Here is a 26,421-nt window from a genome sequence, read left to right on the forward strand (position 1 = left end):
GGGCCCGGTCGGGACCGGGTGGGCCGGGGTCCGCCCGGTGCGGTAGCCCGGGTTGACGACCCCGGGCGACAGGTCGACGGGAGCCGCCGACGCGTTGTACACCTCGAGCTCGGCGCGGACCGCCGGTCCCGACACCTCACCCGGCAGCGCGGCCTCGCCCTCGACCCCGTCCAGGCTTTTCACCCGGACCGTCACCCCGTCGACGACGGCGGGCGACTCGTCGAGGCCGACGGGTGGCGACTCGGGTGTGTCGGGGCCGGCGGCCGGCGGCGTGGTCGACGTCGGGGCGTCCGTGGTCGAGGGGTCGGTCGCGGAGCCCGACGGGTCGCCGGTCGGCGGCGAGCTCGACGCCGTGCCGTCCGTCGAGGGGGCGCCGTCGCCGCGACCGGTGAGCACGAGGGCGACCACCACGGCGACCACGACGACGACGGCGACCGCCACGGCGGCGATCAGGCGGCGTCGGGGGGCGGTGGCGGGGGTCGACCCGGTGGTCGCATCACTTTCCGGCGACATGGGGCACTCCTGGTTCGGGTCGGGGGAGGAACGCGAGGGCGAGTGCCAGCACGAGCGTCGGGAACGACGTGTAGAACGGCGCGAAGAAGACGTTCCAGACGCTCTGCGACGCGGCGTAGAGCAGCAGTCCGCTGGCCGTCCCGTCGGCGAGGCGACGGACCACGCCGACCGCGAGCACGACGATCGCGGTGGCGACGAGCAGCAGGCCGACGATGCCGGACTGGGTCCAGATGTCTCCGAACACCGAGTGCAGTTCGACGTGGCCGCCGAACATGAAGCGTTCGACGTAGCCGTTGTTCGGCTGGTAGCCGATGGCGTTCATCCCCTCCTTCGCGACCTGGACGTCTTCGGGGGTCGGCACGGAACCGGTGCCGAAGCCCCACGGGTGGTGCTCCATGAGGCCGAGCGTGGCCGCGAGTTCGGGCCGTCCGCCGAGGATCAGCGACCCTGACTGTCGCAGCTGTTCGAGGCTGCGGGCCTGCGTCGTCACGCCGAGGTAGCCGTCGAGGATGAGGGCCTGCCCCAGCTGGTAGACCGCCACCCCGAGCCCGCCCAGCCCGACGACGACGGCGATCGCCGACGGTCTCCGGTGGGGGCGGACGATCGCGATCTGGGCGAAGACCAACAGTGCGGCCAGCAGCAGCAGCCCGAAGGCCGAGCGCGAGTCGTTGAGTGCCGCGACCACGATGAGGACGGCGAGGGCACCGAGTTCCCATCGGCGGCCGAACCGGGCGGCGAGGGCGAGCAGGATCACCGTGGCGGGCAGCGCGAAGCCGAACTTCCAAGGGTTCGTGGCGAACAGCGTGGTGTCGGGGGTGAAGCCGAGGGCCAGCCCGACGCCGAACCAGAGGCCGGCGCGAGGCGATGTCAGGACGTCGCGACCCCAGACGAACAGGCCGACGCTGAGGACGGTGCCCACGAGGAAGACCGTCCCCGGGATGACCGCGGTCGGGTCGGTCTCGTGGTCGGCGGCGTTGGCGACGCCCAGCCAGAGCCCGGCGACGGGGGCCAGCAGACCCAGTCCGACGAAGAGCGTTCCCCCGTGCTGACGGCGCAGGTGGGCCCACCAGACGGGCAGCATGACGAGCGCGACCACGAAGCCGACCTGGAGGCTCTGCGGCAGGGTGAACCTCATGCCCAGCAGCACGAGGCAGGCGGCCGCGAGGCCGCGCACCCAGACCCGCGGCTCGAGCGGCGCGTCGCGACCGTCCGGGGTGCCGAGGGGCGACGGGCGCCACGAGGAGGCGCGCGCGGCCCCTCGACGCAGGGTCGCCGAGGCCCCCTGGCCGGCTTCGGGTGGCGTCATGCGTGAACTCTAGGCGACGCCGGCGTGTGGCCGGACACCCCCGACGGGTGGCACCCGGAGGGATGCCACCCGCACGGAGGGCACCCCCACGGGGGCTGACGGGTGCTTGCCAACCGCGCATAGATGTATGAGGATTCGTTCTTGTCTTCGCCGAGGTCCCGAATCGACTCGCCGTAGCCCCGATCGCGCAAGCCCCCGTCCTGGGGGCATGCGCCGAATCCATCAGGACTCCACCTCGACGAAAGGAGCGCCGATGCTCGACGCCTCCGCGCCTCAGCTCAGCTCACCGAACCGCACCCGGACGATTCTCGGCGCCCTGACCATGGCGGCGGCCTGCGTCGCCGCCGTCCTCGTGCCCGCGACCAGCGCTTCCGCGGCCGCCACGACCGTCGCATCCGACGCCTCGGGCCGCACGGCCTCGGGAGGCTGGGGCGCGGCCGACAAGGGCGGCACCTGGACGACCTGGTCAGGGCCCACCAAGGCCACCTTCGCCGTGGGCGGAGGGGTCTCGTCCATCACCGGGCTCGTGCCCGGAGGGTCGGCGACCGCCGCGCTCGCCGGGGTCTCGGTGCAGGACGTCGAGGTGCGCGAGACCATCCGCCTGCCGCAGACGACCCGCGGGTTCTACCAGGGCTGGGAGCTGCGCCGTCAGACCGACGGTTCGGCCTACCGGGGGCGTCTCGAGCAGGGTTCGTCGGGAACGATCGCCCTCGCGATCACCAAGGTCGGCAAGTCCGGCGAGAAGGATCTCGGCCGGGTCGCCCTGCCCTCGGGCGTCACGAAGGGCTCGGCCGTCTCGGTCGCCTTCCGCGCCGTCGGCACGGGGTCGGTGAGCGTACAGGGCAAGGGCTGGGTCGCCGGCACGACCGAGCCCGGCTGGCAGCTCTCGGTCTCGGACACCGCCGCCGATCGCATCGCCAAGCCCGGCACCGTCGGGCTCTGGCAGTACTCGAGCTCGTCGAACACGACCGGGACCACGACGACCTTCGACGATCTCTCGGTCGTCGAGTCGCCACAGGCCGCCGTGCCCGTCCCGGTGCCCGTCGGTTCTGCTTCGTACGCCGTTCCCGCCGGTGCCGTCTTCGTGGCTCCGGGCGGCAACGACTCGGCGGTCGGCAGCAAGACCGCCCCGTTCCGCACCCTCGGTGCCGCCGTCGCGAAGGCCAAGGCCGGCGGGACCGTCGTCCTGCGGGCCGGCAGCTACAACGAGAGCGTCGTCGTGCCCTACAACAAGCCGCTGACGATCCAGGCCTATCCGAAGGAGGCCGTCTGGCTCGACGGATCGGTGCCCGTGTCGTCGTGGCAGCGCTCGGGTTCGGGCTGGAGCACCCCGTGGTCGTCGTTCCCGTCGTCCGCGCTGCTCGGCATCGCCGACAACCCGCGCTTCCTGTCGCCGTCGTTCCCCCTCGCAGGGCGCCCCGACCAGGTCTTCCTCGACGGTGTGCAGCTCACGCAGGTCACGCCCGACAAGCTGGCCCCCGGCACCTTCGCCCCCGACCCCGCCGGTGGACGCGTGCTGATCGGCAGCGACCCCTCGGGGCACGAGCTGCGCATCAGCAACAAACAGCAGGCCATCTGGGTGCAGGCGCCGGACACGACGCTGCAGGGCTTCGGCGTGCGCCGCTACGCGACCCTCGACTCCGACCGGGGCACGATCCGCCTCGGCAACACCGGCGCCACGGCGCAGGACCTGGTCGTCGTCGAGAACGCCATGATCGGCGTCAACCTCGAGAACAACGGCGGCACCCTGCGTCAGCTGACGGTCGAGCACAACGGCATGCTCGGCATCGGCGCCAACGCGTCCTACGACATGTCGCTGTCCGACTCGGTGGTCCGCGAGAACAACTGGCAGCGCTTCAAGGAGACGCCGGTCTCGGGTGGCGTGAAGATCACGCGGTCGCGCGGCGTGACGGTCTCGAACAACGACGTCAGCCGCAACTACAGCTCGGGCCTCTGGCTCGACGAGTCCGTGTACGACTCGAAGGTCGTGGGCAACACGGTCGTCGACAACGAGTGGACGGGCATCCAGCTCGAGCTCTCGAGCAAGGCGGTCGTCGCGGGCAACACGGTAACCGGTGGCAAGACGGGCATCCAGATCATCGGTACCGACGACGTGCGGGTCTACAACAACTCGGTCGGCGGCTTCAGCCAGTTCGGCGTGAAGGTGCTGCAAGACGAACGTCGCCAGGCCACCGCGGCCACCGGGCAGGACCGTCGTCGGCCGATCCCCGACCCCACGATGAGCTGGGTCACGGGCAAGATCACCATCGCCAACAACGCCTTCGGCAGCGGCGGCTACTACCAGGTCTACGTCCTCGACTCGAAGACCAACCGCTCGGCCGACTCGATGGGCGTCACGGTCACGGGCAACGCCTTCAACCAGCGTCGCACGACGGCCCAGGCGACGCTGGTCGGCTGGGGAGCGGGCGACAACAAGACGGTCACCCGGTTCGACACCGTGTCGGCCCTGTCCGGGAAGAACTCCGCGTGGCGCAACGTCGAGACCTCGCAGGTGCTCGACCTCGGCGGGATGACGAGCCTGCTGACCTCGTCGCTCGGCATCGTGTCGGCCCTGCCGTCCGACATCGCCGCGCTCCTCGGCCAGCCCGGGACGGCCCGACGCATCGGCGCCTTCTGACCCATCTGACGGAGCCCGGCCCCGGCCGGGCTCCGTCACCCGTCAGGAGGCGCGGGTCGGCTTCCCTGCACCGCCTACGATTGACCCCGTGATCCTGGCCATCGACACCTCAGCCGGCTCGTCCGTCGCCGTCGTCGACCGTGACGGCGGCGTCCTCTCCGAACACACGGTCGCCGACACCCGGCGTCACGCCGAGGTGATCGGCCGTCTGATCGACGACGCCCTGCGCGAGGCCGGTGTCGCCCCGGCCGAGCTCTCCGCCGTGGTCGCGGGTCGCGGCCCCGGCCCCTTCACGGGCCTGCGCGTCGGAATCGCCGCCGCCCGGGCCTTCGCGTTCGGCGCCGGCGTGCCGTGCCTGTCGGTCGGTAGTCACGACGCCGTCGCGTTCGAGCGGCTCTCGGCGGCTGCCGGTCGCTCCGTCGGCACCGCCGGCGGGCCCGTCGACTCGCTGCTCGTCGTCGTCACCGACGCCCGCCGCCGCGAGGTGGCCTACAGCTCGTGGTCGGGGCTCGACGACGACGGCCTGCCCGTGCTCGTGGCCGGCCCCGCCCTCGTGAGGCCAGCCGACCTGGACGAGGCGACCGGCGCCTCCTCGTCCTGGCCACGCACCGACCCCGACGCGACGACGGTCTCGGCGGCCGCCCTGGGCATGCTGGCCGAGCGGCTCTTCGAGCACGGTCGCGCGTTCGCCGACGCCGAGCCCCTGTACCTGCGCGAGCCCGACGTCACCCCGTCGGCCGGTCCGAAGCCGGTCAGGCGATGAGCGTGCTGCTGCGCACGGCCACCCTCGACGACCTCGACGGCATCATGGCGATCGAGACGACGACCTTCGAGAACGACGCCTGGTCGCGGGCGAGCATGACGCATGAGCTGACGGCCCCGGGCGGTCGGTATCTGGTCGCCACCGCCGAAGGCGATGACACCACCGTCATAGGTTACGCCGGCATGCTGGCGCCGAAGGGCGCGCCCGAGGCCGACATCCAGACCATCGCCGTCCTCGCGGAGCACCAGGGGAAGGGGCTCGGGCGGGCGATGCTGACCCAGCTGCTCACCGAGGCCCGTCAGGGCGGCGTGCGCGAGGTGTTCCTCGAGGTGCGCGCCGACAACCCCGGGGCACAGCACCTCTACGAGACGCTCGGTTTCGAGCAGATCGCCGTCCGCACGCGGTACTACATGCCCGACGGGGTCGACGCCGTCGTCATGCGACTGAACGTCCCGGCGGCCGTCACCGAGACCACCCCGGGCCGCGTCGAGCCGTTCGGCGACGCGCCCCTCGACGAACAGGACGTCCGCCCGTGACCGCCACCCGCGCCTCCTCGTCCGCCGTCGCCGAGCCGGCCGTCCGCGAGCCGCTCGTGCTCGGCATCGAGACCAGCTGCGACGAGACCGGCATCGGCATCGTGCGCGGCCGCACCCTGCTCGCCAACGTCATCTCGTCGTCCATGGACGAACACGCCCGCTACGGCGGCGTCGTCCCCGAGGTCGCCGCGCGCGCCCCCCCCGGGGCGCCCGACCCCGCCCCCGCCGCGGCGCTCGCCGAGGCCGGGGTGACGACGGCCGGGCTCGACGCGATCGCCGTGACGAGCGGGCCCGGGCTCGCCGGGGCGCTCATGGTCGGCGTCGGTGCGGCCAAGGCCCTCGCCCTGGCGACCGGCAAGCCCCTCTACGCCGTGAACCACCTCGTCGGCCACGTCGGGGCCGACGTGCTGCGCGACGACGGCAGCGAGCTCGAGTTGCCGACCATCGCACTGCTCGTCTCGGGCGGCCACACCTCGTTGCTGCACGTGCGCGACCTCGTCGACGACGTCGAACTGCTCGGCGAGACGATCGACGACGCCGCGGGCGAGGCGTTCGACAAGGTGGCCCGCCTGCTCGGACTGCCCTACCCCGGCGGGCCTCAGATCGACCGCGTCGCCGAGGGCGGCGACCCGAAGGCAGTCCGCTTCCCGCGGGGGCTGACCCTGCCGAAAGACCTGGCGAAGCACCGGTACGACTTCTCGTTCTCGGGGCTGAAGACGGCTGTGGCCCGGTGGGTCGAACAGCGCCGCAGCGAAGGAGGCGCGGTGCCGGTCGCCGACGTCGCCGCCAGCTTCCGCGAGGCCGTCGCCGACGTCCTGCTCACCAAAGCGCTCGCGGCCTGCGCCGACCGGGGCGTGCCCCGCCTGCTGCTCGGCGGGGGAGTCGTCGCCAACGCCCGCGTGCGCGAGCTCGCGGCCGAGCGGTGCGCGGCGGCCGGGGTCGAGCTGCGCGTGCCGCCCCTCTCGCTGTGCACCGACAACGGCGCCATGATCGCGGCGCTGGGCGCCGAGCTCGTGTCGCGGGGCCGGGCACCGTCGCCGCTCGACTTCGGGGCCGACTCGACGTTGCCGGTGACGACGGTCCAGGCCGTCTGAGCCACGGTCGGGTCCGACGAGCACGGGGTCACGGTCGGCGACCGTCCCCCGCCGATAGCATGACGGGGTTCGACCGACCGCGGCCGTCACCGGCCGAGCCCCAGACGAAGGACGTCACCGATGACCGACCAGAACCCCACGCCCTACGGCCAGCCCTCGCCGCAGAACCCCTACCAGGGGCAGCAGCCGACCCACCAGGGGCAGCCCTACGGTGGCCAGCCCGCCTACCAGGGGCAGAACGGCGCTCCCGGCCAGCGCAACACCCTCGCCCTCGTGTCGATGATCCTCGGCATCGCCGGCTTCCTGACCTCGATCACGGCCCTCGGTGCCATCGTCACCGGCCACATGGCACTGAGCCAGATCAAGAAGCGGGGCGAAGAGGGCCGCGGGATGGCCCTGACGGGTCTCATCCTCGGCTACGTCGTCGTCGCCCTGACGATCATCGGCATCATCCTGCTCGTGGTCCTCTTCGGTGCCATCGCCAGCAACCCCGGCCTCTACGACGGCAGCTACGACTCGTAGGTCGTCCTCACGTCGTCGGGCGTCGCCTCCCAGGGGCCGCTCATCACGACCCTCGCTAGCATGACGGGGTCCGCACCGGACGGTGTGGGCCCTTTCGTGTCCCGGGACGCGACCGTCACAGGCGTGACCGGCCGCTCCGGCGGCACGACCGACGCACCGCTCGCGAAAGGCAGCTGATGGCCACCGACGACACCACCCCCGAGAAGCCGTCCTCGGCGCCGACCGCGCCCTCGGCTCCGACGCCGCCCGCGGCACCCACCGCGCCCCCCGCGCGCCCGACCGAGGGGAGCGGTGCGGCCACCGCCCCGCCGCCGCTGCCGCCGACCGCCTTCCCGGGGGCCGCGTCCCAACCGCCTGCCTCGTCGCCGTACGCCGGGGCCGGAGTGTCGCCGACAGGGTCGGCACCCTACGGCGCACCCCAGGGGCCTCCGGCTCCGCAGTCCCGCCCGGGGCAGGTCCCGCCGGGTGCGCCCCAGCCGCCCCGGCCGCCTTACGGCCAGCCGGGTGTGCAGCCGCCGGCGGGGTACGGGCAGCAGGGCTACGGGCAGCAGGGCTACGGCCCGCAGCCTGGCTACGGCCAGCAGCCCGGATACGGCCAGCAGCCCGGGTACGGCCAGCCGCAGGGTCAGCAGTCGGGCTACGGCCAGCCGCAGGCTCAGCCGGGCTACGGCCAGCCGCAGGGTCAGCCGGGCTACGGCCAGCCGCAGGGTCACGGCCAGCAGCCGCAGGCTCAGCAGCCCTCCGGTCAGCCCGGTGCGCCGTACGGTCAGCAGTCGTTCGGCCAGCAGGGTCAGCCCGGTGGACAGTATGGCCAGCAGGGTCAGCCCAGTGGACAGTACGGTCAGCAGGGTCAGCAGGGCCAGCCCGGTGCCCAGTACGGCCAGCAGCCCTACGGATCGCCCTACCCGCCGTACGCCTCAGCGGGTGCTGCTCAGCCCCCTCGACTGCTCAGCCTGCTCTCGATGATCGGCTCGATCGCCGGCGTCGTGCTCGCACCCTTCACCTTCGGGCTCTCGATCGTGGCGTCCATCGCCGGCGTCGTGCTCGGGCACCTGGGCATGTCGCGTGAGCGTCACGCCCGCGGGTTCTGGCTCACCGGGCTGATCGTCGGCTACGCCGGCATCGCGTTGATCATCATCGGCTGGGTGGCCTTCGGCCTCTGGATCGCCGGCTTCTCGTCGAGTTCCGACTACTACGGCGGGTACTGACCGTCGCCTCACCTCGGTGGGGCATCGAGTGGGCAGAAGATGTCGTTCCCGCGCCGCCGGCGAACGACGTCTTCTGCCCACTCGTGCATGACGGCCGGAAGGCTCAGACCAGGCGCTCGCAGAGCAGGGCCGTGTGCCGCCCCGCGACCCGGGTCAGCACGAGGGTCGCCGACCCGGTGCCCTGCAGCGACAGGCGCTTGCGGAACGTCGCGGGGTCGACGTCGACCCCGCGCTTCTTGATCTCGAGGCGGCCGATGCCCCGCGCCCGCAGCTCGCGCTTCAGCGTCCGCTCGTCGAGCGGGAAGGTCTCGAGCACGCGGAAACCCTGCGCGAAGGGGGTGTCGACCCGCGCCTCCGTCGTCAGCCAGGCGATGTCGCGACTGATCATGCGGGCGTCGATCGACCGGGCCAGGTCGCCGATCAGGCGCGCCCGGATGACGGCACCGTCGGGCTCGTAGAGGTACTCGCCGAGGTCACCCGGGTCCACGTCGTCCGAGTCGGCGGCGGCCGTCAGCTCGGATGCCCCGGAGGCGGCGATCACCAGCGCGGACCGGCCCACCCCCGGCCGCGCGAGCGGGCCGAACCACACGCCCACCTCGACCACGTCGCGGTCGACCGAGATCCACTGGCACTCGGCGTCGGTCGGCAACAGCTCGCGGTCGACGCCCGGGCCGAGCTTGACGCCGGTGGGCAGGCGGTCGGCGAAGCCGAAGGCGACGTCGAGGCCGGGGGACCAGTCGGCCGGATCGGCGAGGCGCTTGGTGGCGCTGTGGCCGGAGGGGCGTCGCGCCGGGTCGAGGAAGACGCCCTCGACGCCCCCGAGGTCGGTCGTCTCGGCGTCCCCCTGCTCGACCCGCGACGACGGCCACGGCGCGAGGGTGTACGAGGCGACGGCCGCGGTGGCCTCGTCGCGGTCGACGGCGAGCACGTCGAGGGCGAGCGCGGCGAACGCGAGGGCGTCGCCCCCGGTGCCGCGGCCGAGGTCGGCCACGCTGCCGGTGCCCGCCGCGGCGTGGCGTCCGGCGTGGCGGGCGGCGACCGGGAGGCGCGTGGCCTGTTCGAGGCCCGCCTCGGCGAACAGCATGCGGCGCGCGAACGCGCCGACCTTGGCGGTCGCCCGGCCTCGGGGCCGGGCCTGGGTGAGCACCGCCGACGCGAGGGCGGGGGAGTGGCCCTGCTTGCGCAACGCGGCCACCGTCCCGACGACGTCGTCGCCGGTGGCTCCGCCCGTCGGCAGCGAGTCGAGCAGCCGCAGCCCCTCGGGCGAGAGGACTTCGAGCAGCGCGGAGGAATCCATGTCGTCCAGTGTGACGCACGCGGGCCGACGCGTTGGCACTCGGATTGACCGAGTGCCAGTCTCGTCCTACAGTTGTTCTGGCACTCGCCCCCGGCAAGTGCCAGCCCCCATGTTTTCGTAGCACCGAGAAAGAAGAGGTCACCCGTGTCGGTCAGCATCAAGCCGCTCGAAGATCGCATCGTCATTCGTCAGGTCGAAGCCGAGCAGACCACTGCTTCGGGTCTCGTGATCCCCGACACCGCCAAAGAGAAGCCCCAAGAGGGTGAAGTGGTGGCGGTCGGCCCGGGCCGCATCGATGACAACGGCAACCGCGTGCCGCCCGACGTCGCCACCGGCGACAAGGTCATCTACAGCAAGTACGGCGGAACCGAGGTGAAGTACGGCGGAGAAGACTTGCTCGTGCTCTCGGCTCGCGACGTCCTGGCGGGCATCGTCCGCTAGCACCCCGGCACGGCTCCGGCCGTGCCCCGCGACCCCGGGCGCCGTCCCGACGGCCCCTGCTCCGGCAGGGGCCTTCGGCGTGTGGGCGACGTGGCCGCCGGCCTCCGCTCGTCCCCAGGCGTGATCGTCCGTCGATCGATCCACGGTGGCAGGAGTGGCCGTTCCGGCGACGGGCGCAGCGACCTAGAGTCGCCTGGTGACCTCGACCCGCGCCTCCTCGTCCCCCTCCGCCCCGACCTCGGGGCTCGGCGTCGCCGGGGCCGGCGGGGCGGGCCTGGCCTACGCCCTGGGGGCCTACGGGCTCTGGGGTGTGCTGCCGGTGTACTTCCTGCTGTTGGCCCCGGCCGGCCCGTTCGAGATCGTCGCGTGGCGGGTGCTGTTCTCGCTCGTCTTCTGCGCGGTGCTGCTCGTCGTGGCGGGGGCGCTGCGCTCGTTCCTCGCTCTGCTGCGGCAGCCCCGCGTGGTGGGCACCATGGGGCTGGCGGGGGCGTTCATCGTCGTCAACTGGACGGTCTTCATCTCGGCGACGCTCAGCGGGCACGTGGTCGAGGCGGCCCTGGGGTACTTCATCAACCCGATCGTGACGGTCCTCCTCGGCGTGGTGGTGCTGCGTGAACGGCTGCGCACGACCCAGTGGGTGGCCGTCGGGCTGAGTGCCGTCGCCGTCCTCGTGATCGCGATCGGGGCGGGCAGGCCCCCGTCCATCTCGCTCGTCCTCGCGTTCTCGTTCGGGCTCTACGGCCTGGTGAAGAAGCAGGTCGGTGGTCGGGTCGACGCGGTCGGCGGGCTCACGCTCGAGACGCTGTGGATCGCACCCTTCGCGGCCGTCACCCTGATCGTGCTGCACGTGACGGGCCTCGGGGGCGGCGTCGTGCTGGGCACCGTGAGCGTCGGGCACACCCTCGCGACGATCGGCACGGGCGTGATCACGGCCGTGCCGCTGCTGCTCTTCGCCTCGGCGACGCGTCGGCTGCCCCTGACGACCGTGGGCCTGACGCAGTACGTCGCCCCCGTGCTGCAGTTCGTCGTGGGTGTCGTCGTGCTCGGAGAGCACATGTCGGCGGCGCGATGGGTCGGCTTCGAGATCGTCTGGGTCGCCTCGATCGTGCTCACCGTCGACATGGTGCGTGCGGGGCGGCGGTCACGTCGACCGGTCGCGGTGGCACCGACCGCCTAGAAGCGACCATCCCTCGCAAAGTCACGAATGGCTAACGAAACGTCACTTTGACGTCGAGAACACACGCCAGAAACATTCGACCCCTAGTTTCGGACCAATCGCGGCAGGTTCGACCGCCACCGGTCGGGCTGCACTGCCGCTGTCCACGAAAGGGTTCCACGGATGATCCGATCCAGCACCGCCCTCCGAGCACTGGCTCTCGCCGGCGCAGCCTCCGTGCTGCTCGCTGCCTGTTCGACGGCATCTCCCTCTGACGACGCCTCGTCGTCGTCGTCGGCCAAGGCCGATCCCGCCGCCAAGTGCGAGGTCGGGACGCCCAGCACCGATCCCTTCGCGATCGGCACCATGCTGCCGCTGACCGGAACCCTGGCCTACCTCGGCCCGCCCGCCATCGCGGGGGCGAACCTGGCCATCAGCGACATCAACGCCGCCGGCGGCGTGCTCGACCAACCCGCCGAGATCTCGACCAGCACCGACTCGGGCGACAGCAACGACATGACCGTGTCGAGCAACGCCGCGACGGAACTGATCGACGCCAAGGTGCCCGTCGTGCTCGGTGCCGAGTCGTCGAGCGTCACGCTCAACGTGGTCGACCAGCTCACCAGCAACTGCATCATCGAGATCTCGCCGGCCAACACGGCGAGCTCGCTCAGCGGCTACTCGTCGTACTACTACCGGACGGCTCCGCCGGACTCGGTGCAGGGTTCGGCGCTCGGCCAGCAGATCACGGCCGACGGCAACGCCAACGTCGCGTTCCTCGTCTTCAACGACACCTACGGGACGGGTCTCCGCGACTCGACGCAGAAGTCGATCGAGAGCTCGGGCGGCACCGTCGTCTACGGCGGCACCGGCAAGGGCGAGGAGTTCCCCCCCGGTCAGACCACGTTCTCGTCCGAGGTGTCCGCGGCCATCGCCGCCGAGCCCGACGCGATCGTCATCCTGGCCTTCGACGAGACCAAGTCGATCGTGCCCGAGCTCAAGAGCCAGGGCTGGGACATGAGCAAGGTCTACATGTCCGACGGCAACACGGCCGACTACAGCGCCGACTTCGAGCCCGGCACCCTCGAGGGCGCCAAGGGCACGATCCCCGGTGCCGACGCCAGTGCCGACTTCAAGTCGAAGCTCGTGGCCGGCTACCAGGCGAGCGAGGGCGGCGAGCTGGCCGACTTCTCGTACGCGGCAGAGTCGTACGACGCCGTCATCCTGACCGCCCTCGCGGCGCAGGCCGGTGGCGGCACCGACGCCGGGACGATCCAGGCCAACATGGCCGCGGTCTCCGGTGCGAACGGCGGCACCGAGTGCACCACGTACGCGGACTGCAAGACCGCGCTCGACGCCGGTGACGACATCCACTACACCGGCCCCTCGGGCATCGGACCGTTCAACGACAACAACGACCCGTCGTCCGCCTCGATCGGCGTCTACACGTTCGACGCCGACAACAAGCCCGTCTACCAGACCGGCATCGAGGGCAAGGTCGAATAACAGCACCTCGCACCACCCGGGGCCCGGCACGAGTCATCGTGCCGGGCCCTTCGGCGTGCCCGGGAGGCGCGGAGCCGGGCCCTTCGGCGTGCCCGGGAGGCGCGGTGCCGGACCGCAGGAGGGTCGCGACGTCCGCGCCCTCCGGCACCGCGCCTCCTCGTCCCCGGCCACACCGGTCGTGGGGGCCGTGCTCCGCTCCGCACCGCGTTCCGTGCACCGCACCGCGTCGAGACGGGGTGTGCTGCACGAACCGCGGTGCGCAGCCCCCGACGCCCCGGCGGGCGCACGCACGAGGCCCCGACCACGCCAGGGCGTGATCGGGGCCTCAGGGCGCCACCGGGGTCGTCAGGACGCGTCGACGTCCTTCGCCAGGGTGCCGAGGTAGAGCTCGATGACCTTGGGGTCGTCGGCCAACTCGCGGCCGGTGCCCGAGTAGGCGTTGCGGCCCTGGTCGAGGACGTAGCCGCGGTCGCAGATCTGCAGGCAGCGGCGGGCGTTCTGTTCGACCATGATCACCGAGACGCCGGCCTTGTTGATGCGGCGGGTGCGGATGAACGTCTCGTCCTGGCGCACCGGCGACAGGCCGGCGGACGGCTCGTCGAGCAGCAGCACCTTCGGGTCCATCATCAGGGCCCGGGCCATGGCGACCGACTGGCGCTCGCCGCCCGAGAGCGACCCGGCGCGCTGGCCGCGACGATCGGCGAGCACCGGGAAGAGGTCGTAGATGACCTCGAGGCGCTCGGCGAACTTGGCGGGCCGAAGGAACATGCCCATCTGCAGGTTCTCCTCGATGGTGAGCGAGGGGAACACGTTGTTGGTCTGCGGCACGAAGCCGACGCCCGCCTCGACCAGCTTGTTGGCCTTGAGGTTCGTGATGTCGGTGCCGCCGAGGGTGACCGATCCCGAGTGGATCTTGACCTGGCCGAAGAGCGCCTTGAGCAGCGTCGACTTGCCGGCGCCGTTCGGGCCGATGATGCCGATCAGCTCGCCGGGGTAGCAGACGAGGTCGCACCCGTTGAGGATGTTGACGCCCGGCAGGTAGCCGGCGACGAGGTCGGTCGCGTTCATGACCGGTTCGACGCCGACGAACTTCTCGGTGCCCGGGTGCTTGGGGGCGGTGGGGGCACCCGCGCCGTCCTGTGCCGTGCTCATCGCTTGTCTCCGCTCTGCCGTCCGTCGGACAGCTGGTCGTCGGCCGCGTTCGTGGCCTGCGGGGTCGAGGGGTCGGGGTGGCCGGGCAGGTCGCGTCCCGCGACGCCGCCGGTGGACGAGGAGGCGCTGGTCGCCTCGGCCGCGCGGGCCGCGTCCTCGCGCGCCACCTCTTCTTCGAGCTGTTCGAGCGTGGCGTCGTCGAGCAGTGAGTCGTCGCCCAGGTCGGTGTCGTGGTGCGCACCCAGGTAGGCGTCGATGACGGCCTGGTCGTCCATGACCGTGTCGGCCGGGCCCTCGGCCACGATGCGGCCCTCGGCCATGACGATCACCCAGTCCGAGATGTGGCGGACCATGTGCATGTCGTGTTCGACGAAGAGCACCGTGGTGCCGTCGTCACGGAGGCTCTGGATGTGCCCCAGCAGCGACTGCGTCAGCGCCGGGTTCACGCCGGCCATCGGCTCGTCGAGCATGATCATGGCCGGGTCGCTCATCAGGGCGCGGGCCATCTCGAGCAGCTTGCGCTGGCCGCCCGAGAGGCTGCCGGCGAAGTCGTCCTTCTTCTCGAGCAGCTTGAACCGGGCGAGGAGGTCCTCGGCCTTGGCCTCGATCTCGCGCTCGCGCTTGCGCCAGAGCGGCGCGACGATCGCGACGAAGAAGTTCTCGCCGGGCTGGTCCTTCGCACCCAGCAGCATGTTCTGCATGACCGTGAGCCGCGAGAGCGCCTTGGTCAGCTGGAACGTGCGCACCATGCCCGAGCGGGCGACCTTGGCGGCGCCGACGTTGCCCATGGCCTTGCCCTCGAACACCCACTTGGCGATGCCCGGGCCGCTGCGCTTGAACGCCGTGGGGGCCGACGAGGCCTTGTCGAAGCCGGTCAGCAGGTTGAAGAAGGTCGTCTTGCCGGCGCCGTTGGGGCCGATCAGCGCCGTGATGGCGCCGCGCTGCACCTCGACGTGGCCGACGTCGACGGCGGTCATGCCACCGAAGCGTCGGACGACGTTGTCGACCGTGAGGATCGGGTCCGGCTTGGCCGACCCCGGGGTCCGCTCGACCGTGGTGAGCTTCGAGCGCAGGACGCTGCGGTCGTAGTCGTAGCCCTCGCGGCGGGGCAGCGTGCTGCCGCTCGGGGCCGGTCCGTTGGTGGTGCTCGAGGTGTCAGACACTGAACGCCAACTCCTTCTTCTTTCCGAGGATGCCCTGTGGCCTGAAGATGATCAGCAGCATCAGGGCGATGCCGACGAGGATGTACGAGAACTGCTCGGCCTGCTGGCCGTTCATGATGTTCGACGGGATGAAGTCGCCGGCGAGGGTCCGCACCAGCAGACGGGTGACGAAGAAGAGGATCGCTCCGAGCACCGGGCCGAAGACGGTGGCCGCGCCACCGAGCAGCAGGGCCGTCCAGATGAAGAAGGTCATCGACCGTCCCATGCTGTCCGGCTGCACCGAACTCGGCAGGACGTAGATGATGCCGGCGAGCGACCCCATCAGCGCACCGAGCACGAGGGCCTGCATCTTGTACGAGTAGACGTTCTTGCCGAGGCTGCGCACGGCGTCCTCGTCCTCGCGGATGCCCTTCAGCACGCGGCCCCACGGGCTGCGGCTGAGCAGGAAGACCAGCAGGCTGAGCAGGGCGACGATGCTCCAGCCGGCGATGCGGATCCACCAGCCGTTGACGCCGTTGTTCTCGTAGGTGAACCACAGGATCGTCGTCTGTCCGTCGGGCAGGGGCGACAGGGCGGTGAAGGCCTCGCGGTACGAGGCTCCGGGGATGCCGTTCGAGCCACCGGTCGTGGTCGTCAGGATGCTCGACCGTCCCACGTACCGGATGATCTCGGCCGAACAGATGGTGACGATGGCCAGGTAGTCGCCCCGCAGCTTCAGCGTCGGCACGCCGAGGATGAGCGCGAAGACCAGCGAGCAGAGCAGCGCGATGATGACGGCGAGCCCGAGGGGCAGACCGTTGCTGATCGAGATGGCGAAGCCGTAGGCGCCGAGGAGGAGGAACGCCGCCTGGCCCATGTTGATCAGGCCGGTGAAGCCGAAGTGGATGTTCAGGCCGATCGCGGCGATGGCGAAGGCGGCCGTCGTGGGCGCGAGGGCCTCGGCGCTCAGCGCCCGCAGGAGTTCGATGAAGTACATGGTCGTGTCCCCTTAGCCCACTCGTTCTTTTCGCCCGAAGATGCCCTGTGGTCTGAACACGAGGATCAGGATCAGGATCAGCAGCGCCGTCGCGTACTTGAAGTCGCCGGGCAGCCAGATGTTGGTCAGCTCGACGATGATGCCGATGATCAGCGAGCCGACCAGGGCGCCGAAGGCCGTGCCGAGGCCGCCCAGGGTGACGGCGGCGAAGATCAGCAGCAGGATCTGCAGGCCGGTCATCCAGTTGACGCCGTTGAGCACGAGGCCGAGCATGACGCCCGACAGGCCGGCCAGGCCGGCGGCCAGCGTCCAGACCAGGCGGATGATGCGGTCGACGTCGATGCCCGAGGCCGCGGCGAGGGCCGGGTTGTCCGACACGGCGCGGGTGGCGCGTCCGGTGCGGGTCTTCAGCAGGAACAGCCCCGTTCCGACCAGCACGACCACCGAGATCGCCATCGCGACGTACGACTGGACGGTCAGGGTCACGCCGAGGAAGTCCACGGTGGTCGGGTTGTCCCGGTCGATGCGCACGGTGCCGGCGCCGTAGAAGTACTGGAAGGCGTACTGCAGGGCGATCGAGAGGCCGATGGTCACGATCATCAGCTGCGTGAGGCTGAGCCGGCGTTTCCGCAGCGGTTTCCAGATCGCGAGGTCCTGCAGGTAGCCCGTGGCCGCACAGATCACCGTGCTCAGCACCGCGGCCAGGATCAGCGGCATCCCGATCGAGGTGAACGAGTAGGCCAGCAGACCGCCGAGGGTCACCTGCTCGCCGTGCGAGAAGCTGCTGAGGCCCGTCGTGCCGTAGATCAGCGACAGGCCGATGGCGGCGAGGGCGAGCAGCAGGCCGAGTCGGATGCCCGAGGCGAACTGCTGCGCGAAGCGGTCCCAGTTGAAGCTCGACGCGGCCGCCTCGCCGCTCGTGGCGCCTTCCTCGGCGGTGAGGGCGAAGAGGGCGCTCGCCGTGGCCCCGAGGTTCACGGTCACGGTGCGCTCGGCGTTGTCGGCGTTCACCAGGAACTGGCCGTCGGGCAGGGTGTCCTGGTCGACCGTGACGGTGTAGCTGCCGGCCTCGGTCACCGCGATGCTCCATCGACCGGTGTCGTCGGTGGTCGCGGTCTGCTCGTCGCCGGTCGAGTTCGTCGCGATCACGTCGACGCCCGAGGCGGGCTCCCGCTCGCTGTCGTTGATCGTGCCCTGGATGCAGCCGGTCGTCGCGTCGGTGGTGCAGGCGGCGGCCGCGGCGTGGGCGGCCGTCGGGGCGAACGCCCCCATGAAGGTCGCCAGGAGTCCGAGCAGTACGGCGGAGGCCGTCACGATCAGGGACTGCCGCAGCCGTGGCCGCGACGCGATGGTCGTCGAGAGTCTCACAAAACCTCCTGGTGGGAAGCGCCCCGTCGAGATTCGGGCGGTCTCGTTCTGCTCCCGGGGCGTCGTCGTCGCTGACAGTAACTCCGCTGTGTGTCGAGCATGTTTCAGGTGCGAGACGGAGTGGAGTCGGTACAGAATCCCCCATGTCGAGCGAGAATCACGAATCTTCCGTGTGTCGGATCGGTAACGGTGCCGTTCCGTCGCGTCCCCGGGGGGCCGCTCCGCGCCTCCTCGTCGTCCGCGAGGGACGCGCCCGACAGGAATGCAGGAGGCGCGGGCTGGGTTAATATCGACTACCGGACTCGACGGCGAACCGGTGCCAACCCACCCACCCTCATCTCGCTCCTTCGAAGGGGACTCATGGACCAGCCGGACCCGTTCGGATTCATCGGACTCACCTACGACGACGTCATGCTGCTTCCGGGCCGCACCGACGTCATCCCGAGCGAGACCGACACCTCGTCGCAGCTCACCAAGCGCATCCGGGTCGCGGTGCCGTTGCTCTCGGCCGCGATGGACACCGTGACCGAGTCGCGCATGGCCATCGCCATGGCACGCCAGGGCGGCATCGGCATCATCCACCGCAACCTCTCGATCTCCGACCAGGCCGCGCACGTCGACAAGGTCAAGCGCAGCGAGTCGGGCATGATCACCAACCCCGTCACGACGACGCCCGACGCCACGGTGGCCGAGGTCGACGCGCTCTGCGGGCAGTTCCGCGTCTCGGGTCTGCCGGTCGTCGAGGGCGACGGCACGCTGGTCGGCATCATCACCAACCGCGACATGCGCTTCGTCTCGCCGTTCGAGATGTCGACGACGCTCGTCCGCGACGTCATGACGAAGGCCCCGCTGATCACCGCACCCGAGGGCGTCGACCCCGACTCGGCGATCGCCATCTTCGCGCAGCACAAGATCGAGAAGCTGCCCCTGGTCGACGAGGCCGGGCACCTGCGCGGCCTCATCACCGTCAAGGACTTCGACAAGAGCGAGAAGTACCCCGACGCCACGAAGGACGACGAGGGCCGCCTGCGGGTCGGCGCCGCGATCGGCTTCTTCGGCGACGCGTGGGAGCGCGCCGGCGCCCTGCGCGACGCCGGCGTCGACGTGCTCGTGGTCGACACCGCCAACGGCGAGAGCTCGGGCGAGCTCGACATGATCCGTCGCATCAAGGCCGACCCGAGCTTCGCGCACATCGACGTGATCGGCGGCAACGTCGCCACGCGCAGCGGTGCCCAGGCCCTGATCGAGGCCGGCGCCGACGCCATCAAGGTCGGCGTGGGGCCGGGCTCCATCTGCACCACCCGCGTCGTCGCGGGCGTGGGCGTGCCCCAGGTCACGGCCGTCTACGAAGCCTCCCTCGCCGCGCGCGAGGCCGGCGTCCCGGTCATCGCCGACGGCGGGCTGCAGTACTCGGGCGACATCGCCAAGGCCCTGGTGGCCGGCGCCGACACGGTCATGTTGGGCTCGCTGCTCGCAGGCTGCGACGAGAGCCCGGGCGACCTGGTCTTCGTGGGCGGCAAGCAGTTCAAGAACTACCGCGGCATGGGCTCGCTGGGCGCGATGCAGACCCGCGGCAAGAACACGTCCTACTCGAAAGACCGGTACTTCCAGGCGGACGTGCCGAGCGACGACAAGCTCATCCCCGAGGGCGTCGAGGGCCAGGTGCCCTATCGCGGCGCGCTCAACAACGTCGTGTACCAGCTCAGCGGCGGACTGCGTCAGTCGATGTTCTACGTCGGCGGGCGCACCGTGGCCGAGCTCAAGGCCAAGGGCAAGTTCGTCCGCATCACCGCGGCCGGCCTGAAAGAGAGCCACCCGCACGACCTCCAGATGGTCGTCGAGGCCCCGAACTACCGCCGGTGAGCCGCCGGGCCGGGGGTGCGACCCCCGGCTCCGGTAGGGTGGCACGGTGACTGAGGTAGAGATCGGCGTCTCCAAGCGAGCCCGCCGCGCGTACGCGTTCGACGACATCGCCATCGTTCCGAGCCGGCGTACGCGCGACCCGCGCGACGTCTCGGTCGGCTGGTCGATCGACGCGTTCCAGTTCGAGTCGCCGGTCATCGCCGCGCCGATGGACTCGGTGGTCAGTCCTGCCACGGCCATCCGCATCGGCCAGCTCGGCGGCCTCGGCGTCCTCGACCTCGAGGGCGTCTGGACGCGGTACGACGACCCCGAACAGGTCCTCGCCGAGATCCGCGAGCTCTCCGACGACGACTCGGTCGCCCGCATGCAAGAGATCTACAGCGAGCCGATCAAGCCCGAGCTCGTCCGCGACCGCCTCGCCGAGATCCGGGCAGCCGGGGTCACCGTCGCCGGTGCCCTCAGCCCGCAACGCACCCAAGACCTCTACCAGACGGTCGTCGACGCCGGTGTCGACCTCTTCGTCATCCGGGGCACGACGGTCAGCGCCGAGCACGTCTCGAAGAGCAGCGAGCCGCTCAACCTCAAGAAGTTCATCTACGAGCTCGACGTCCCCGTCATCGTCGGCGGGGCCTCGACCTACACGGCCGCGCTGCACCTGATGCGCACCGGTGCCGCGGGCGTCCTCGTCGGATTCGGGGGCGGCGCCGCCAGCACGACCCGCGCCTCCTTGGGCATCCACGCACCGATGGCGAGCGCCGTGGCCGACGTGGCGGGCGCACGCCGCGACTACCTCGACGAGTCGGGCGGGCGTTACGTGCACGTCATCGCCGACGGGGGCCTCGGCACCTCGGGCGACCTGGTCAAGGCCATCGCCTGCGGTGCGGACGCCGTCATGCTCGGTGCCGCGCTGGCCCGGGCCGACGACGTGCCCGGTGGCGGCTACCACTGGGGCGCCGAGGCGCACCACCCCGAGCTGCCCCGCGGTCGCCGCATGCAGGTCGGCACGATCGGCTCGCTCGAGAAGATCCTCTACGGCCCGGCCACGACGGTCGACGGCACGTCGAACATCATGGGTGCGCTGCGACGCTCGATGGCGACCACGGGTTACAGCGACCTGAAAGAGTTCCAGCGCGTCGAAGTGGTTGTGGCCCCCTACCAGCCTCACTAGCGTTTGATGGGGTGGTCCGGTCGAGAGGCCGGGCCGACCGAATCCAACGATGGAGGCTCGCATGGCCAAGTCCGCGTCCGTTTCGCTCTCCACGAAGCTCGGCCCCGACGAACGGGCCGCAGCCGTCGAAGCACTGAAGACGAAAGAACTCGACATCCTCGTGATCGGGGGTGGCATCGTCGGTGCGGGTTCCGCGCTCGACGCGGTGACCCGGGGGTTGAGCGTCGGCATCGTCGAGGCCCGCGACTGGGGTTCGGGCACGTCGAGCCGCTCGTCGAAGCTCGTGCACGGGGGCATCCGCTACCTCGAGCAGCTTAACTTCCGGCTCGTCCGCGAGGCCCTGATCGAGCGCGGCCTGCTGCTGCAGCGTCTCGCGCCGCACCTGGTCAAGCCCGTGCGGTTCCTCTACCCCCTGAGCAAGCCGATCTACGAGCGGTTCTACATCGGTGCCGGCATGGCGCTCTACGACATCTTCAGCTGGACCGGAGGCCGCCCGCCCGGCGTGCCCCACCACCGCCACCTCAGCAAGACGCAGGTGCTGCGCGCCATCCCGAGCCTGTCCAAGGACGCGGTCGTCGGTGGCCTCACCTACTACGACGCCCAGGTCGACGACGCCCGCTACGTCTCGTCGCTGGTGCGCACCGCGTCGAGCTACGGCGCCCACGCCGCGAGCCGCATCCGGGTCGAGGGCTTCGTCAAGGTCGGCGAGCGGGTCGTCGGGGTCAAGGCCCACGACTACCAGACCGGCGAGCACTTCGAGATCCGGGCCAAGCAGGTCGTCAACGCGACCGGCGTCTGGACGGACGACACGCAGGCGATGGTCGGCGAGCGGGGACAGTTCAAGGTGCGGGCGTCGAAGGGCGTGCACCTCGTGGTGCCGCGCGACCGCATCCACTCCGACATGGGCATGATCTTCCGCACCGAGAAGAGCGTCCTGTTCGTCATCCCGTGGGGTCGTCACTGGCTCGTCGGCACGACCGACACCGACTGGGACCTCGACAAGGCCCACCCCGCGGCGACGGCGGCCGACATCGACTACATCCTCGAGCACGTGAACAAGGTCATGGCCGTGCCGCTCACCCGTGCCGACGTCGAGGGCGTCTACGCCGGTCTGCGTCCGCTGCTGGCGGGCGAGTCCGACCAGACGTCGAAGCTGTCGCGTGAGCACATCGTCGCCCACACCGTGCCGGGCCTCGTCGTCGTGGCCGGTGGCAAGTGGACCACCTACCGGGTCATGGCCGAGGACGCCATCGACGAGGCCGTCGCGGCCCTCGACGGGCGCATCCCGTCGAGCACGACGATGGAGATCCCGCTGATCGGCGCCGAGGGGTACCACGCGGCGTGGAACAAACGCGGCAAGATCGCCAAGGCCTTCGGCGTGCACAAGGTGCGCATCGAGCACCTGCTCAACCGCTACGGCACCACGACGGACGAGATCCTCGACCTCATCCGTGACGACCCCTCGCTCGCCGAGCCCCTCCCCGGCGCGGACGACTACATCCGGGCCGAGGTCGTCTACGCCGCGAGCCACGAGAGCGCCCTTCACCTCGAGGACGTCCTGGCGCGTCGCACGCGCATCTCGATCGAGGCGTGGGACCGCGGTGAGTCCGCCGCCCCCGTCGCCGCCAAGCTCATGGCCGGCGTGCTCGGCTGGAGCGACGACGAGGCCGAGGCCGAGGTCGCGAACTACCTCAAGCGCGTCGCGGCCGAGCGGGCGAGCCAGCTCGAGCCCGACGACGAGTCGGCCGACCGCGTCCGCCTCGAGGCGCCCGACATCACTTTCGGCTTCGACGAGGACGACATGGTCGTCGCCGGTGCCGACCAAGGAGGCGCACCCAAGCCGGGCGAGAAGGTCACCGAGCCCGCGGGCACGCCGGGCGACGACACCTCGGCGGGCAGCCCGGGCGGTCGGCAGGGCTGACCCCGGGTCGCTCGCGCGACCACCTGCAGGAGGCGCGGTGCCGGTTCGACCGGCACCGCGCCTCCCGCGGTGGAGCTCGGGGGATCGCCAAGCGATCCGCGACCCCAGCGCCGAGGGAGCCTGCGACCGAGGGTCGGCTTCGGTCGTGCGAGTCGGGAACAACATGCTGCCAGGCGACGTTCTCCCCAGCACGAGCAGCCCGGCTGCCGCGGCCGAACCCGCCGCTAGGCTGAGACGACTGCCCCCGAGTCCACTGGAGACGAACCATGGTTGACGTGCGTCGAGTCAAGCTCCCCGGCGTGGGTGTGCTGCACACCTTCATCACCGACGACGGCGGCAAGTGCGGTGTGATCACGCACCGTTCGGGTCACAGCGACCTCATCACGTTCAGCGACGACGTCGACGGCGACCACGTCAAGAAGGTCTCGCTGCGTCTCAGCGAAGACGAAGCCCACACGCTCGCCGAACTGCTCGGCGGCACGCGCATCACCGAGTCCCTGTCGGCCCTCGACCAGATCCCCGGCCTCAGCATCGACTGGTTCACGGTCGACTACGACGACCACATCGCCGGGCAGCCGCTCGGCGACCTCGGCGCCAAGGGCGTCGTCGGCCTGACCGTCGTCGCGGTCGTCCGCGGCGACGCGGCCAACCCGGCACCGTCGGGCGACTTCAAGGTGTTCCCCGGCGACACGCTCGTCGTGGCCGGTTCGCCCGAGAAGGTCGCCAAGGCGTTCTCGTTCTACCGCACGGGCGAGCTCAAGCACCGCTCGCCGGTCGACGCGCCGCCCGGGGGCTAGGCCGATGCACCTGGGTGAAGAGCTGATCGTCCTCGGCATCCTGCTGCTGATCGCGTACGTGCTCGGCCGCGCCGGCAAGCTGATCGGCCTGCCGTCGATCCCGATCTACATGATCGTGGGCCTGCTCGCCAGCACGAACACGGGGTGGTTCCCGCTCAGCTTCGAGTCCGACAACATCGAGCTGATCGCCATCTTCGGGCTGATCCTGCTGCTGTTCAACCTCGGCCTCGAGTTCGATCAAGACGAGTTCTTCTCGAACGCCGGGCGGTTGATCGTCTCGGGTGGCAGCTACATCGCCATCAACATGGGCGTCGGCCTGATCTTCGGCTTCATGCTCGGCTGGGGCACCCGCGAGGCGCTGATCATCGCGGGCATGACGGCGACGTCGTCGAGCGCGATCGTCACCAAGCTGCTGATCGAGCTGAACCGCCTGGCCAACCGCGAGACGCCGATGATCCTCGGCGTCACGGTCGTCGAAGACATCTTCATCGCCATCTACCTCGCCATCGTGTCGGTCGTGCTCAGCGGCGAGACCGACCCCGGGCCGGTGATCCTCAAGCTCGGCATCGCCTTCGCGTTCCTCGTCGTGATGTTCAGCGTGGCCCGATGGGGCGGCCGCGTCGTGTCGAGGCTCATGCGTACCCGCGACGACGAACTCTTCACCGTGCTCTTCTTCGGCCTGGCCGTGCTGTTCGCCGGCCTCGGCGAGGTGCTCGGCGTGACCGACGCGATCGGCGCCTTCCTCATCGGGTTGATCATCGGGGCGACGAAGTTCCGCAACCGGGTCGAACAGTTCGCGCTGCCCATGCGCGACGTCTTCGGAGCGTTCTTCTTCCTGAACTTCGGTCTCGGGCTGAACCCGGCCCTCTTCCCGAGCGTGCTCGGCCCGGTCGCCATCGCGGTCGGCATGACCGTGCTGTTGAACGTCGGCGCGGGGCAGTTCGTCGCCTGGCTGAACAAGCTGGGGCCGCAAGCGGGCATCAACACGACGGTGATCCTGGTCAACCGGGGCGAGTTCGCGCTCATCCTGGCGACGCTGTCCGCCGGCGCGGGTCTCGACGAGCGGTTGCAGCCGTTCGCCGGTCTCTACGTGCTGATCATGGCGGTGCTCGGCCCCGTGCTCGCCTCGAACAGCGAGCGCATCGGCTCGGTGCTGCTGCGGTCGCGCAAGAAGGCCGAGCGCGCCGAGGCCGAGGCCCGTCGCCTCGAACGCGAGGCACGCAGCGGTGACGAGATCGCCCTGATGGAGGCCGCGCTCGCCGGCGACGACCTCGACCAGACCGAGGTCACCGAGGACGACGACGAGCGCGAGACCGAGCGGGTCCGGGCCGTGACGGCACGAGCTGCCGCAGGGCGGGGCGCCGCGGGCCGTCACGGCGCCGAGGGTGACGACATCGACGGCAGCGACGACGACCTGGACGACCTCGACGCGATGGACGCCGACGAGGCCCGGATCTGGGCCGAGCAGGCCGGTCAGCAGAGCGACCAGCGGGCCACGCGCCGACGCGACCCCGAGTACTGATCCGGGCCCTGCCGTCCCAGCGGGTTCGTGGGCGACGGGAGGTACGATCGCCTCCGTGACCCAGACCGAGCAGCGCCCCGCCCTCCTCGGCGTCGACGGCGAGCCGCTGCCCGCGACCATGTGGCACGTCGCCCGTCGGCCCCGGTGGATCGCCCTGCTCGGCCTCGCCCTGGTCGTGGCGGCGATCTTCGCCTGGCTCGGTCACTGGCAGATCGAGCGCAGCGTCGAGAGCGTGCAGGTCGTCAACCCCGAGACCGAGACCAGCAAGGTGCTGTCGTCCGTCGCCACCCCGCAGACGCCCTTCGCCGACTCGCTCGGCGCCCAGCGCGTGTCCGTCACCGGCGAGTTCGACCCCGACGACTTCGCCGTCGTCGGTGACCGTGTCAACGGTGGCGAGACCGGCTACTGGCTGATCGGCCGCTTCGTCGACGAGGCCAACGGCGCCTCGCTGCCCGTGGGGCTCGGCTGGTCCGCGACCCGCGAGGGTGCCGAGGCCGCCGAGCCGTCCGTGGCCGCGACCTCGACCGTCACGGTCGAGGGCCGCTACTTCCCGTCCGAGTCGCCGACCGAGAGCGACTTCGAGAGCGGAGCGCAGACCGTCGTCTCGGTGGCCGCCCTGATCAACGAATGGCCCGGCTTCGACGGCCAGGTCTACGGCGGCTACGTCGTCTCCGACGCCGCGCCCGCCTCGCTGAGCGAGATCGACTCCGCTCCGCCGGCCTCCGACGTGCAGTTCAACTGGCTCAACGTCTTCTACGCGATCGAGTGGGTCGTCTTCGCCGGCTTCGCCGTGTTCCTCTGGTTCCGGCTCGTCCGTGACGCGTTCGAGCGTGAGCACGAAGAAGCCGAGGAGGCGCGGGCCGAGGCGGACGCGCGCGGCGCGACCCAGCCGACCCGCGCCTCCCGACCCCCCGCGTCCCGGCCCCGGCAGGGCGGTGGGTCGGCCTCGTTCGACATCGACAGGTGCCGTCCTGGCGCGTCGACGGGCGCGGCTAGAATCGTGCCCATGCCTTTGAAGCCCCGGCAACGCGACATCCCGAAGATCCTGGGTGCCGTCAGGTTCTACAAGATCTCGGCGTACGTGACCGGCGTCATGTTGCTGCTGCTCATCTTCGAGATGGTGTTCAAGTACACGCCGCTGCAGCTCGAGATGCAGCTCGGCGGTCAGGGCGGGTTCCTCGTGCCGGTGGACTCGACCACGGGGTTCAACCTGTCGACCGCGATCCTCATCGCCCACGGCTGGCTCTACGTCGTCTACCTCTTCGCCGACTTCCGCCTCTGGAGCCTCATGAGGTGGCCGTTCTCGCGGTTCTTCCTCATCGCGCTCGGCGGTGTCGTGCCCCTGCTCTCGTTCTTCGTCGAGAGCCACATGACCAAGCTCGCGACGCGGCAGTACGAAGCCCTGACCGCCGAGACCACCCCCACGACCGAGGGAGCCCCCGCGTGACCGACGCACCCGAGACCGCCGAGGCGTCGGCGACGACCGCCGCCACGGCACCCGCACCGGCCGA

21 protein-coding genes and 1 pseudogene are annotated in these 26,421 nt (G+C 70.8%); 15 read left to right on the plus strand and 7 right to left on the minus strand.

Annotated elements, in window-relative coordinates; translation table 11 throughout:
• Together AEQ27_RS15015 and AEQ27_RS15020 are read right to left on the minus strand one after the other, a co-directional pair.
• A pseudogene (locus AEQ27_RS15015) lies at positions 1 to 513 on the minus strand (hypothetical protein); the annotation flags it as partial.
• Entirely contained in the window at positions 497 to 1,819 is a 1,323-nt protein-coding gene (locus AEQ27_RS15020; RefSeq protein ID WP_054147406.1) for an O-antigen ligase family protein, read from the minus strand. The pseudogene AEQ27_RS15015 and the gene AEQ27_RS15020, both read right to left, overlap by 17 nt.
• Before the next feature lie 253 nt (positions 1,820 to 2,072).
• On the opposite strand from AEQ27_RS15020, the gene AEQ27_RS15025 reads away from it, so the two are divergent.
• The 6 genes from AEQ27_RS15025 to AEQ27_RS15050 all read left to right on the plus strand — a co-directional run bounded on the left by AEQ27_RS15025 (position 2,073) and on the right by AEQ27_RS15050 (position 8,580).
• On the plus strand, positions 2,073 to 4,457 hold the full coding sequence (locus tag AEQ27_RS15025; protein WP_054147407.1) for a right-handed parallel beta-helix repeat-containing protein: 2,385 nt from the start codon (positions 2,073 to 2,075) through the stop codon (positions 4,455 to 4,457).
• Between the two features lie 88 nt (positions 4,458 to 4,545).
• Positions 4,546 to 5,220, plus strand: a complete 675-nt coding sequence (tsaB, locus tag AEQ27_RS15030) for a tRNA (adenosine(37)-N6)-threonylcarbamoyltransferase complex dimerization subunit type 1 TsaB (RefSeq protein WP_054147408.1) — start codon at positions 4,546 to 4,548, stop codon at positions 5,218 to 5,220.
• Complete coding sequence (gene rimI, locus AEQ27_RS15035; protein ID WP_054147409.1) at positions 5,217 to 5,756, plus strand: ribosomal protein S18-alanine N-acetyltransferase; 540 nt, start codon at positions 5,217 to 5,219, stop codon at positions 5,754 to 5,756. The genes tsaB and rimI overlap by 4 nt, the downstream gene beginning before the upstream one ends.
• Positions 5,753 to 6,850 carry a tRNA (adenosine(37)-N6)-threonylcarbamoyltransferase complex transferase subunit TsaD gene (gene tsaD, locus AEQ27_RS15040; protein ID WP_054147410.1) on the plus strand — a complete coding sequence of 366 codons (1,098 nt, stop codon included), beginning with the start codon at positions 5,753 to 5,755 and terminating at the stop codon, positions 6,848 to 6,850. Before rimI ends, tsaD begins: the two co-directional genes overlap by 4 nt.
• 120 nt (positions 6,851 to 6,970) lie before the next feature.
• The gene (locus AEQ27_RS18130; RefSeq protein WP_054147411.1) at positions 6,971 to 7,372 is read left to right on the plus strand and encodes a DUF4190 domain-containing protein; all 402 of its coding nucleotides are present in this window, start codon (positions 6,971 to 6,973) and stop codon (positions 7,370 to 7,372) included.
• Between the two features lie 176 nt (positions 7,373 to 7,548).
• A complete protein-coding gene (locus tag AEQ27_RS15050; RefSeq protein WP_054147412.1) occupies positions 7,549 to 8,580 on the plus strand; it encodes a DUF4190 domain-containing protein in 1,032 nt (343 codons plus the stop codon).
• A gap of 103 nt (positions 8,581 to 8,683) precedes the next feature.
• On the opposite strand, the gene AEQ27_RS15055 is transcribed toward AEQ27_RS15050, so the two are convergent.
• Positions 8,684 to 9,877 carry a hypothetical protein gene (locus AEQ27_RS15055; RefSeq protein WP_054147413.1) on the minus strand — a complete coding sequence of 398 codons (1,194 nt, stop codon included), beginning with the start codon at positions 9,875 to 9,877 and terminating at the stop codon, positions 8,684 to 8,686.
• Between the two features lie 144 nt (positions 9,878 to 10,021).
• On the opposite strand from AEQ27_RS15055, the gene groES reads away from it, so the two are divergent.
• The 3 genes from groES (at position 10,022) to AEQ27_RS15070 (ending at position 12,980) form a co-directional block, all read left to right on the plus strand.
• Positions 10,022 to 10,318, plus strand: coding sequence for a co-chaperone GroES (groES, locus tag AEQ27_RS15060; protein ID WP_054147414.1), 297 nt, complete (start codon positions 10,022 to 10,024; stop codon positions 10,316 to 10,318).
• Positions 10,319 to 10,514: 196 nt separating this feature from the next.
• Entirely contained in the window at positions 10,515 to 11,495 is a 981-nt protein-coding gene (gene rarD, locus AEQ27_RS15065) for an EamA family transporter RarD (protein ID WP_082383633.1), read from the plus strand.
• Between the two features lie 162 nt (positions 11,496 to 11,657).
• Positions 11,658 to 12,980 (plus strand): ABC transporter substrate-binding protein, encoded by a 1,323-nt coding sequence (locus AEQ27_RS15070; RefSeq protein ID WP_054147415.1) that lies wholly within the window; start codon positions 11,658 to 11,660, stop codon positions 12,978 to 12,980.
• 345 nt (positions 12,981 to 13,325) lie between these two features.
• Here AEQ27_RS15070 and AEQ27_RS15075 read toward each other — a convergent pair whose 3' ends face one another.
• The 4 genes from AEQ27_RS15075 to AEQ27_RS15090 form a co-directional block, all read right to left on the minus strand.
• Positions 13,326 to 14,048 (minus strand): ABC transporter ATP-binding protein, encoded by a 723-nt coding sequence (locus AEQ27_RS15075; RefSeq protein WP_054147441.1) that lies wholly within the window; start codon positions 14,046 to 14,048, stop codon positions 13,326 to 13,328.
• 80 nt (positions 14,049 to 14,128) lie between these two features.
• A complete protein-coding gene (locus AEQ27_RS15080; protein ID WP_152970409.1) occupies positions 14,129 to 15,244 on the minus strand; it encodes an ABC transporter ATP-binding protein in 1,116 nt (371 codons plus the stop codon).
• 43 nt (positions 15,245 to 15,287) lie between these two features.
• A complete protein-coding gene (locus AEQ27_RS15085; RefSeq protein ID WP_043595990.1) occupies positions 15,288 to 16,271 on the minus strand; it encodes a branched-chain amino acid ABC transporter permease in 984 nt (327 codons plus the stop codon).
• Positions 16,272 to 16,283: 12 nt separating this feature from the next.
• Positions 16,284 to 17,639, minus strand: a complete 1,356-nt coding sequence (locus tag AEQ27_RS15090) for a branched-chain amino acid ABC transporter permease (protein ID WP_054147416.1) — start codon at positions 17,637 to 17,639, stop codon at positions 16,284 to 16,286.
• Positions 17,640 to 17,999: 360 nt separating this feature from the next.
• Between AEQ27_RS15090 and guaB the strand changes: the two genes are divergently transcribed.
• The 6 genes from guaB (at position 18,000) to AEQ27_RS18825 (ending at position 26,357) form a co-directional block, all read left to right on the plus strand.
• On the plus strand, positions 18,000 to 19,502 hold the full coding sequence (guaB, locus tag AEQ27_RS15095; RefSeq protein WP_054147417.1) for an IMP dehydrogenase: 1,503 nt from the start codon (positions 18,000 to 18,002) through the stop codon (positions 19,500 to 19,502).
• 46 nt (positions 19,503 to 19,548) lie between these two features.
• Positions 19,549 to 20,670: a GuaB3 family IMP dehydrogenase-related protein gene (locus AEQ27_RS15100; protein WP_054147418.1), complete on the plus strand. Its 1,122-nt coding sequence runs from the start codon at positions 19,549 to 19,551 to the stop codon at positions 20,668 to 20,670.
• 61 nt (positions 20,671 to 20,731) lie between these two features.
• Positions 20,732 to 22,591 carry a glycerol-3-phosphate dehydrogenase/oxidase gene (locus AEQ27_RS15105; protein ID WP_082383643.1) on the plus strand — a complete coding sequence of 620 codons (1,860 nt, stop codon included), beginning with the start codon at positions 20,732 to 20,734 and terminating at the stop codon, positions 22,589 to 22,591.
• A 266-nt stretch (positions 22,592 to 22,857) separates the two neighbouring features.
• The gene (locus AEQ27_RS15110; protein WP_043595745.1) at positions 22,858 to 23,388 is read left to right on the plus strand and encodes a cation:proton antiporter regulatory subunit; all 531 of its coding nucleotides are present in this window, start codon (positions 22,858 to 22,860) and stop codon (positions 23,386 to 23,388) included.
• A gap of 4 nt (positions 23,389 to 23,392) precedes the next feature.
• Positions 23,393 to 24,910, plus strand: coding sequence for a cation:proton antiporter (locus AEQ27_RS15115; RefSeq protein WP_054147419.1), 1,518 nt, complete (start codon positions 23,393 to 23,395; stop codon positions 24,908 to 24,910).
• Positions 24,911 to 24,965: 55 nt separating this feature from the next.
• Positions 24,966 to 26,357: an SURF1 family cytochrome oxidase biogenesis protein gene (locus tag AEQ27_RS18825; RefSeq protein ID WP_054147420.1), complete on the plus strand. Its 1,392-nt coding sequence runs from the start codon at positions 24,966 to 24,968 to the stop codon at positions 26,355 to 26,357.
• Positions 26,358 to 26,421: the final 64 nt, after the last annotated feature.

This window comes from Frigoribacterium sp. RIT-PI-h (genome assembly GCF_001297205.1).
Classification (GTDB): Bacteria; Actinomycetota; Actinomycetes; order Actinomycetales; family Microbacteriaceae; genus Frigoribacterium.

Bases quoted from the DNA above. Each gene is read 5' to 3' on its own strand.
- AEQ27_RS15020 (WP_054147406.1), bottom strand. From the start codon at position 1,819: ATGACGCCACCCGAAGCCGGCCAGGGGGCCTCGGCGACCCTGCGTCGA.
- AEQ27_RS15025 (WP_054147407.1), top strand. From the start codon at position 2,073: ATGCTCGACGCCTCCGCGCCTCAGCTCAGCTCACCGAACCGCACCCGG.
- rimI (WP_054147409.1), top strand. From the start codon at position 5,217: ATGAGCGTGCTGCTGCGCACGGCCACCCTCGACGACCTCGACGGCATC.
- AEQ27_RS18130 (WP_054147411.1), top strand. From the start codon at position 6,971: ATGACCGACCAGAACCCCACGCCCTACGGCCAGCCCTCGCCGCAGAAC.
- AEQ27_RS15050 (WP_054147412.1), top strand. From the start codon at position 7,549: ATGGCCACCGACGACACCACCCCCGAGAAGCCGTCCTCGGCGCCGACC.
- AEQ27_RS15055 (WP_054147413.1), bottom strand. From the start codon at position 9,877: ATGGATTCCTCCGCGCTGCTCGAAGTCCTCTCGCCCGAGGGGCTGCGG.
- AEQ27_RS15070 (WP_054147415.1), top strand. From the start codon at position 11,658: ATGATCCGATCCAGCACCGCCCTCCGAGCACTGGCTCTCGCCGGCGCA.
- AEQ27_RS15075 (WP_054147441.1), bottom strand. From the start codon at position 14,048: ATGAACGCGACCGACCTCGTCGCCGGCTACCTGCCGGGCGTCAACATC.
- AEQ27_RS15085 (WP_043595990.1), bottom strand. From the start codon at position 16,271: ATGTACTTCATCGAACTCCTGCGGGCGCTGAGCGCCGAGGCCCTCGCG.
- guaB (WP_054147417.1), top strand. From the start codon at position 18,000: ATGGACCAGCCGGACCCGTTCGGATTCATCGGACTCACCTACGACGAC.
- AEQ27_RS15105 (WP_082383643.1), top strand. From the start codon at position 20,732: ATGGCCAAGTCCGCGTCCGTTTCGCTCTCCACGAAGCTCGGCCCCGAC.
- AEQ27_RS15110 (WP_043595745.1), top strand. From the start codon at position 22,858: ATGGTTGACGTGCGTCGAGTCAAGCTCCCCGGCGTGGGTGTGCTGCAC.
- AEQ27_RS15115 (WP_054147419.1), top strand. From the start codon at position 23,393: ATGCACCTGGGTGAAGAGCTGATCGTCCTCGGCATCCTGCTGCTGATC.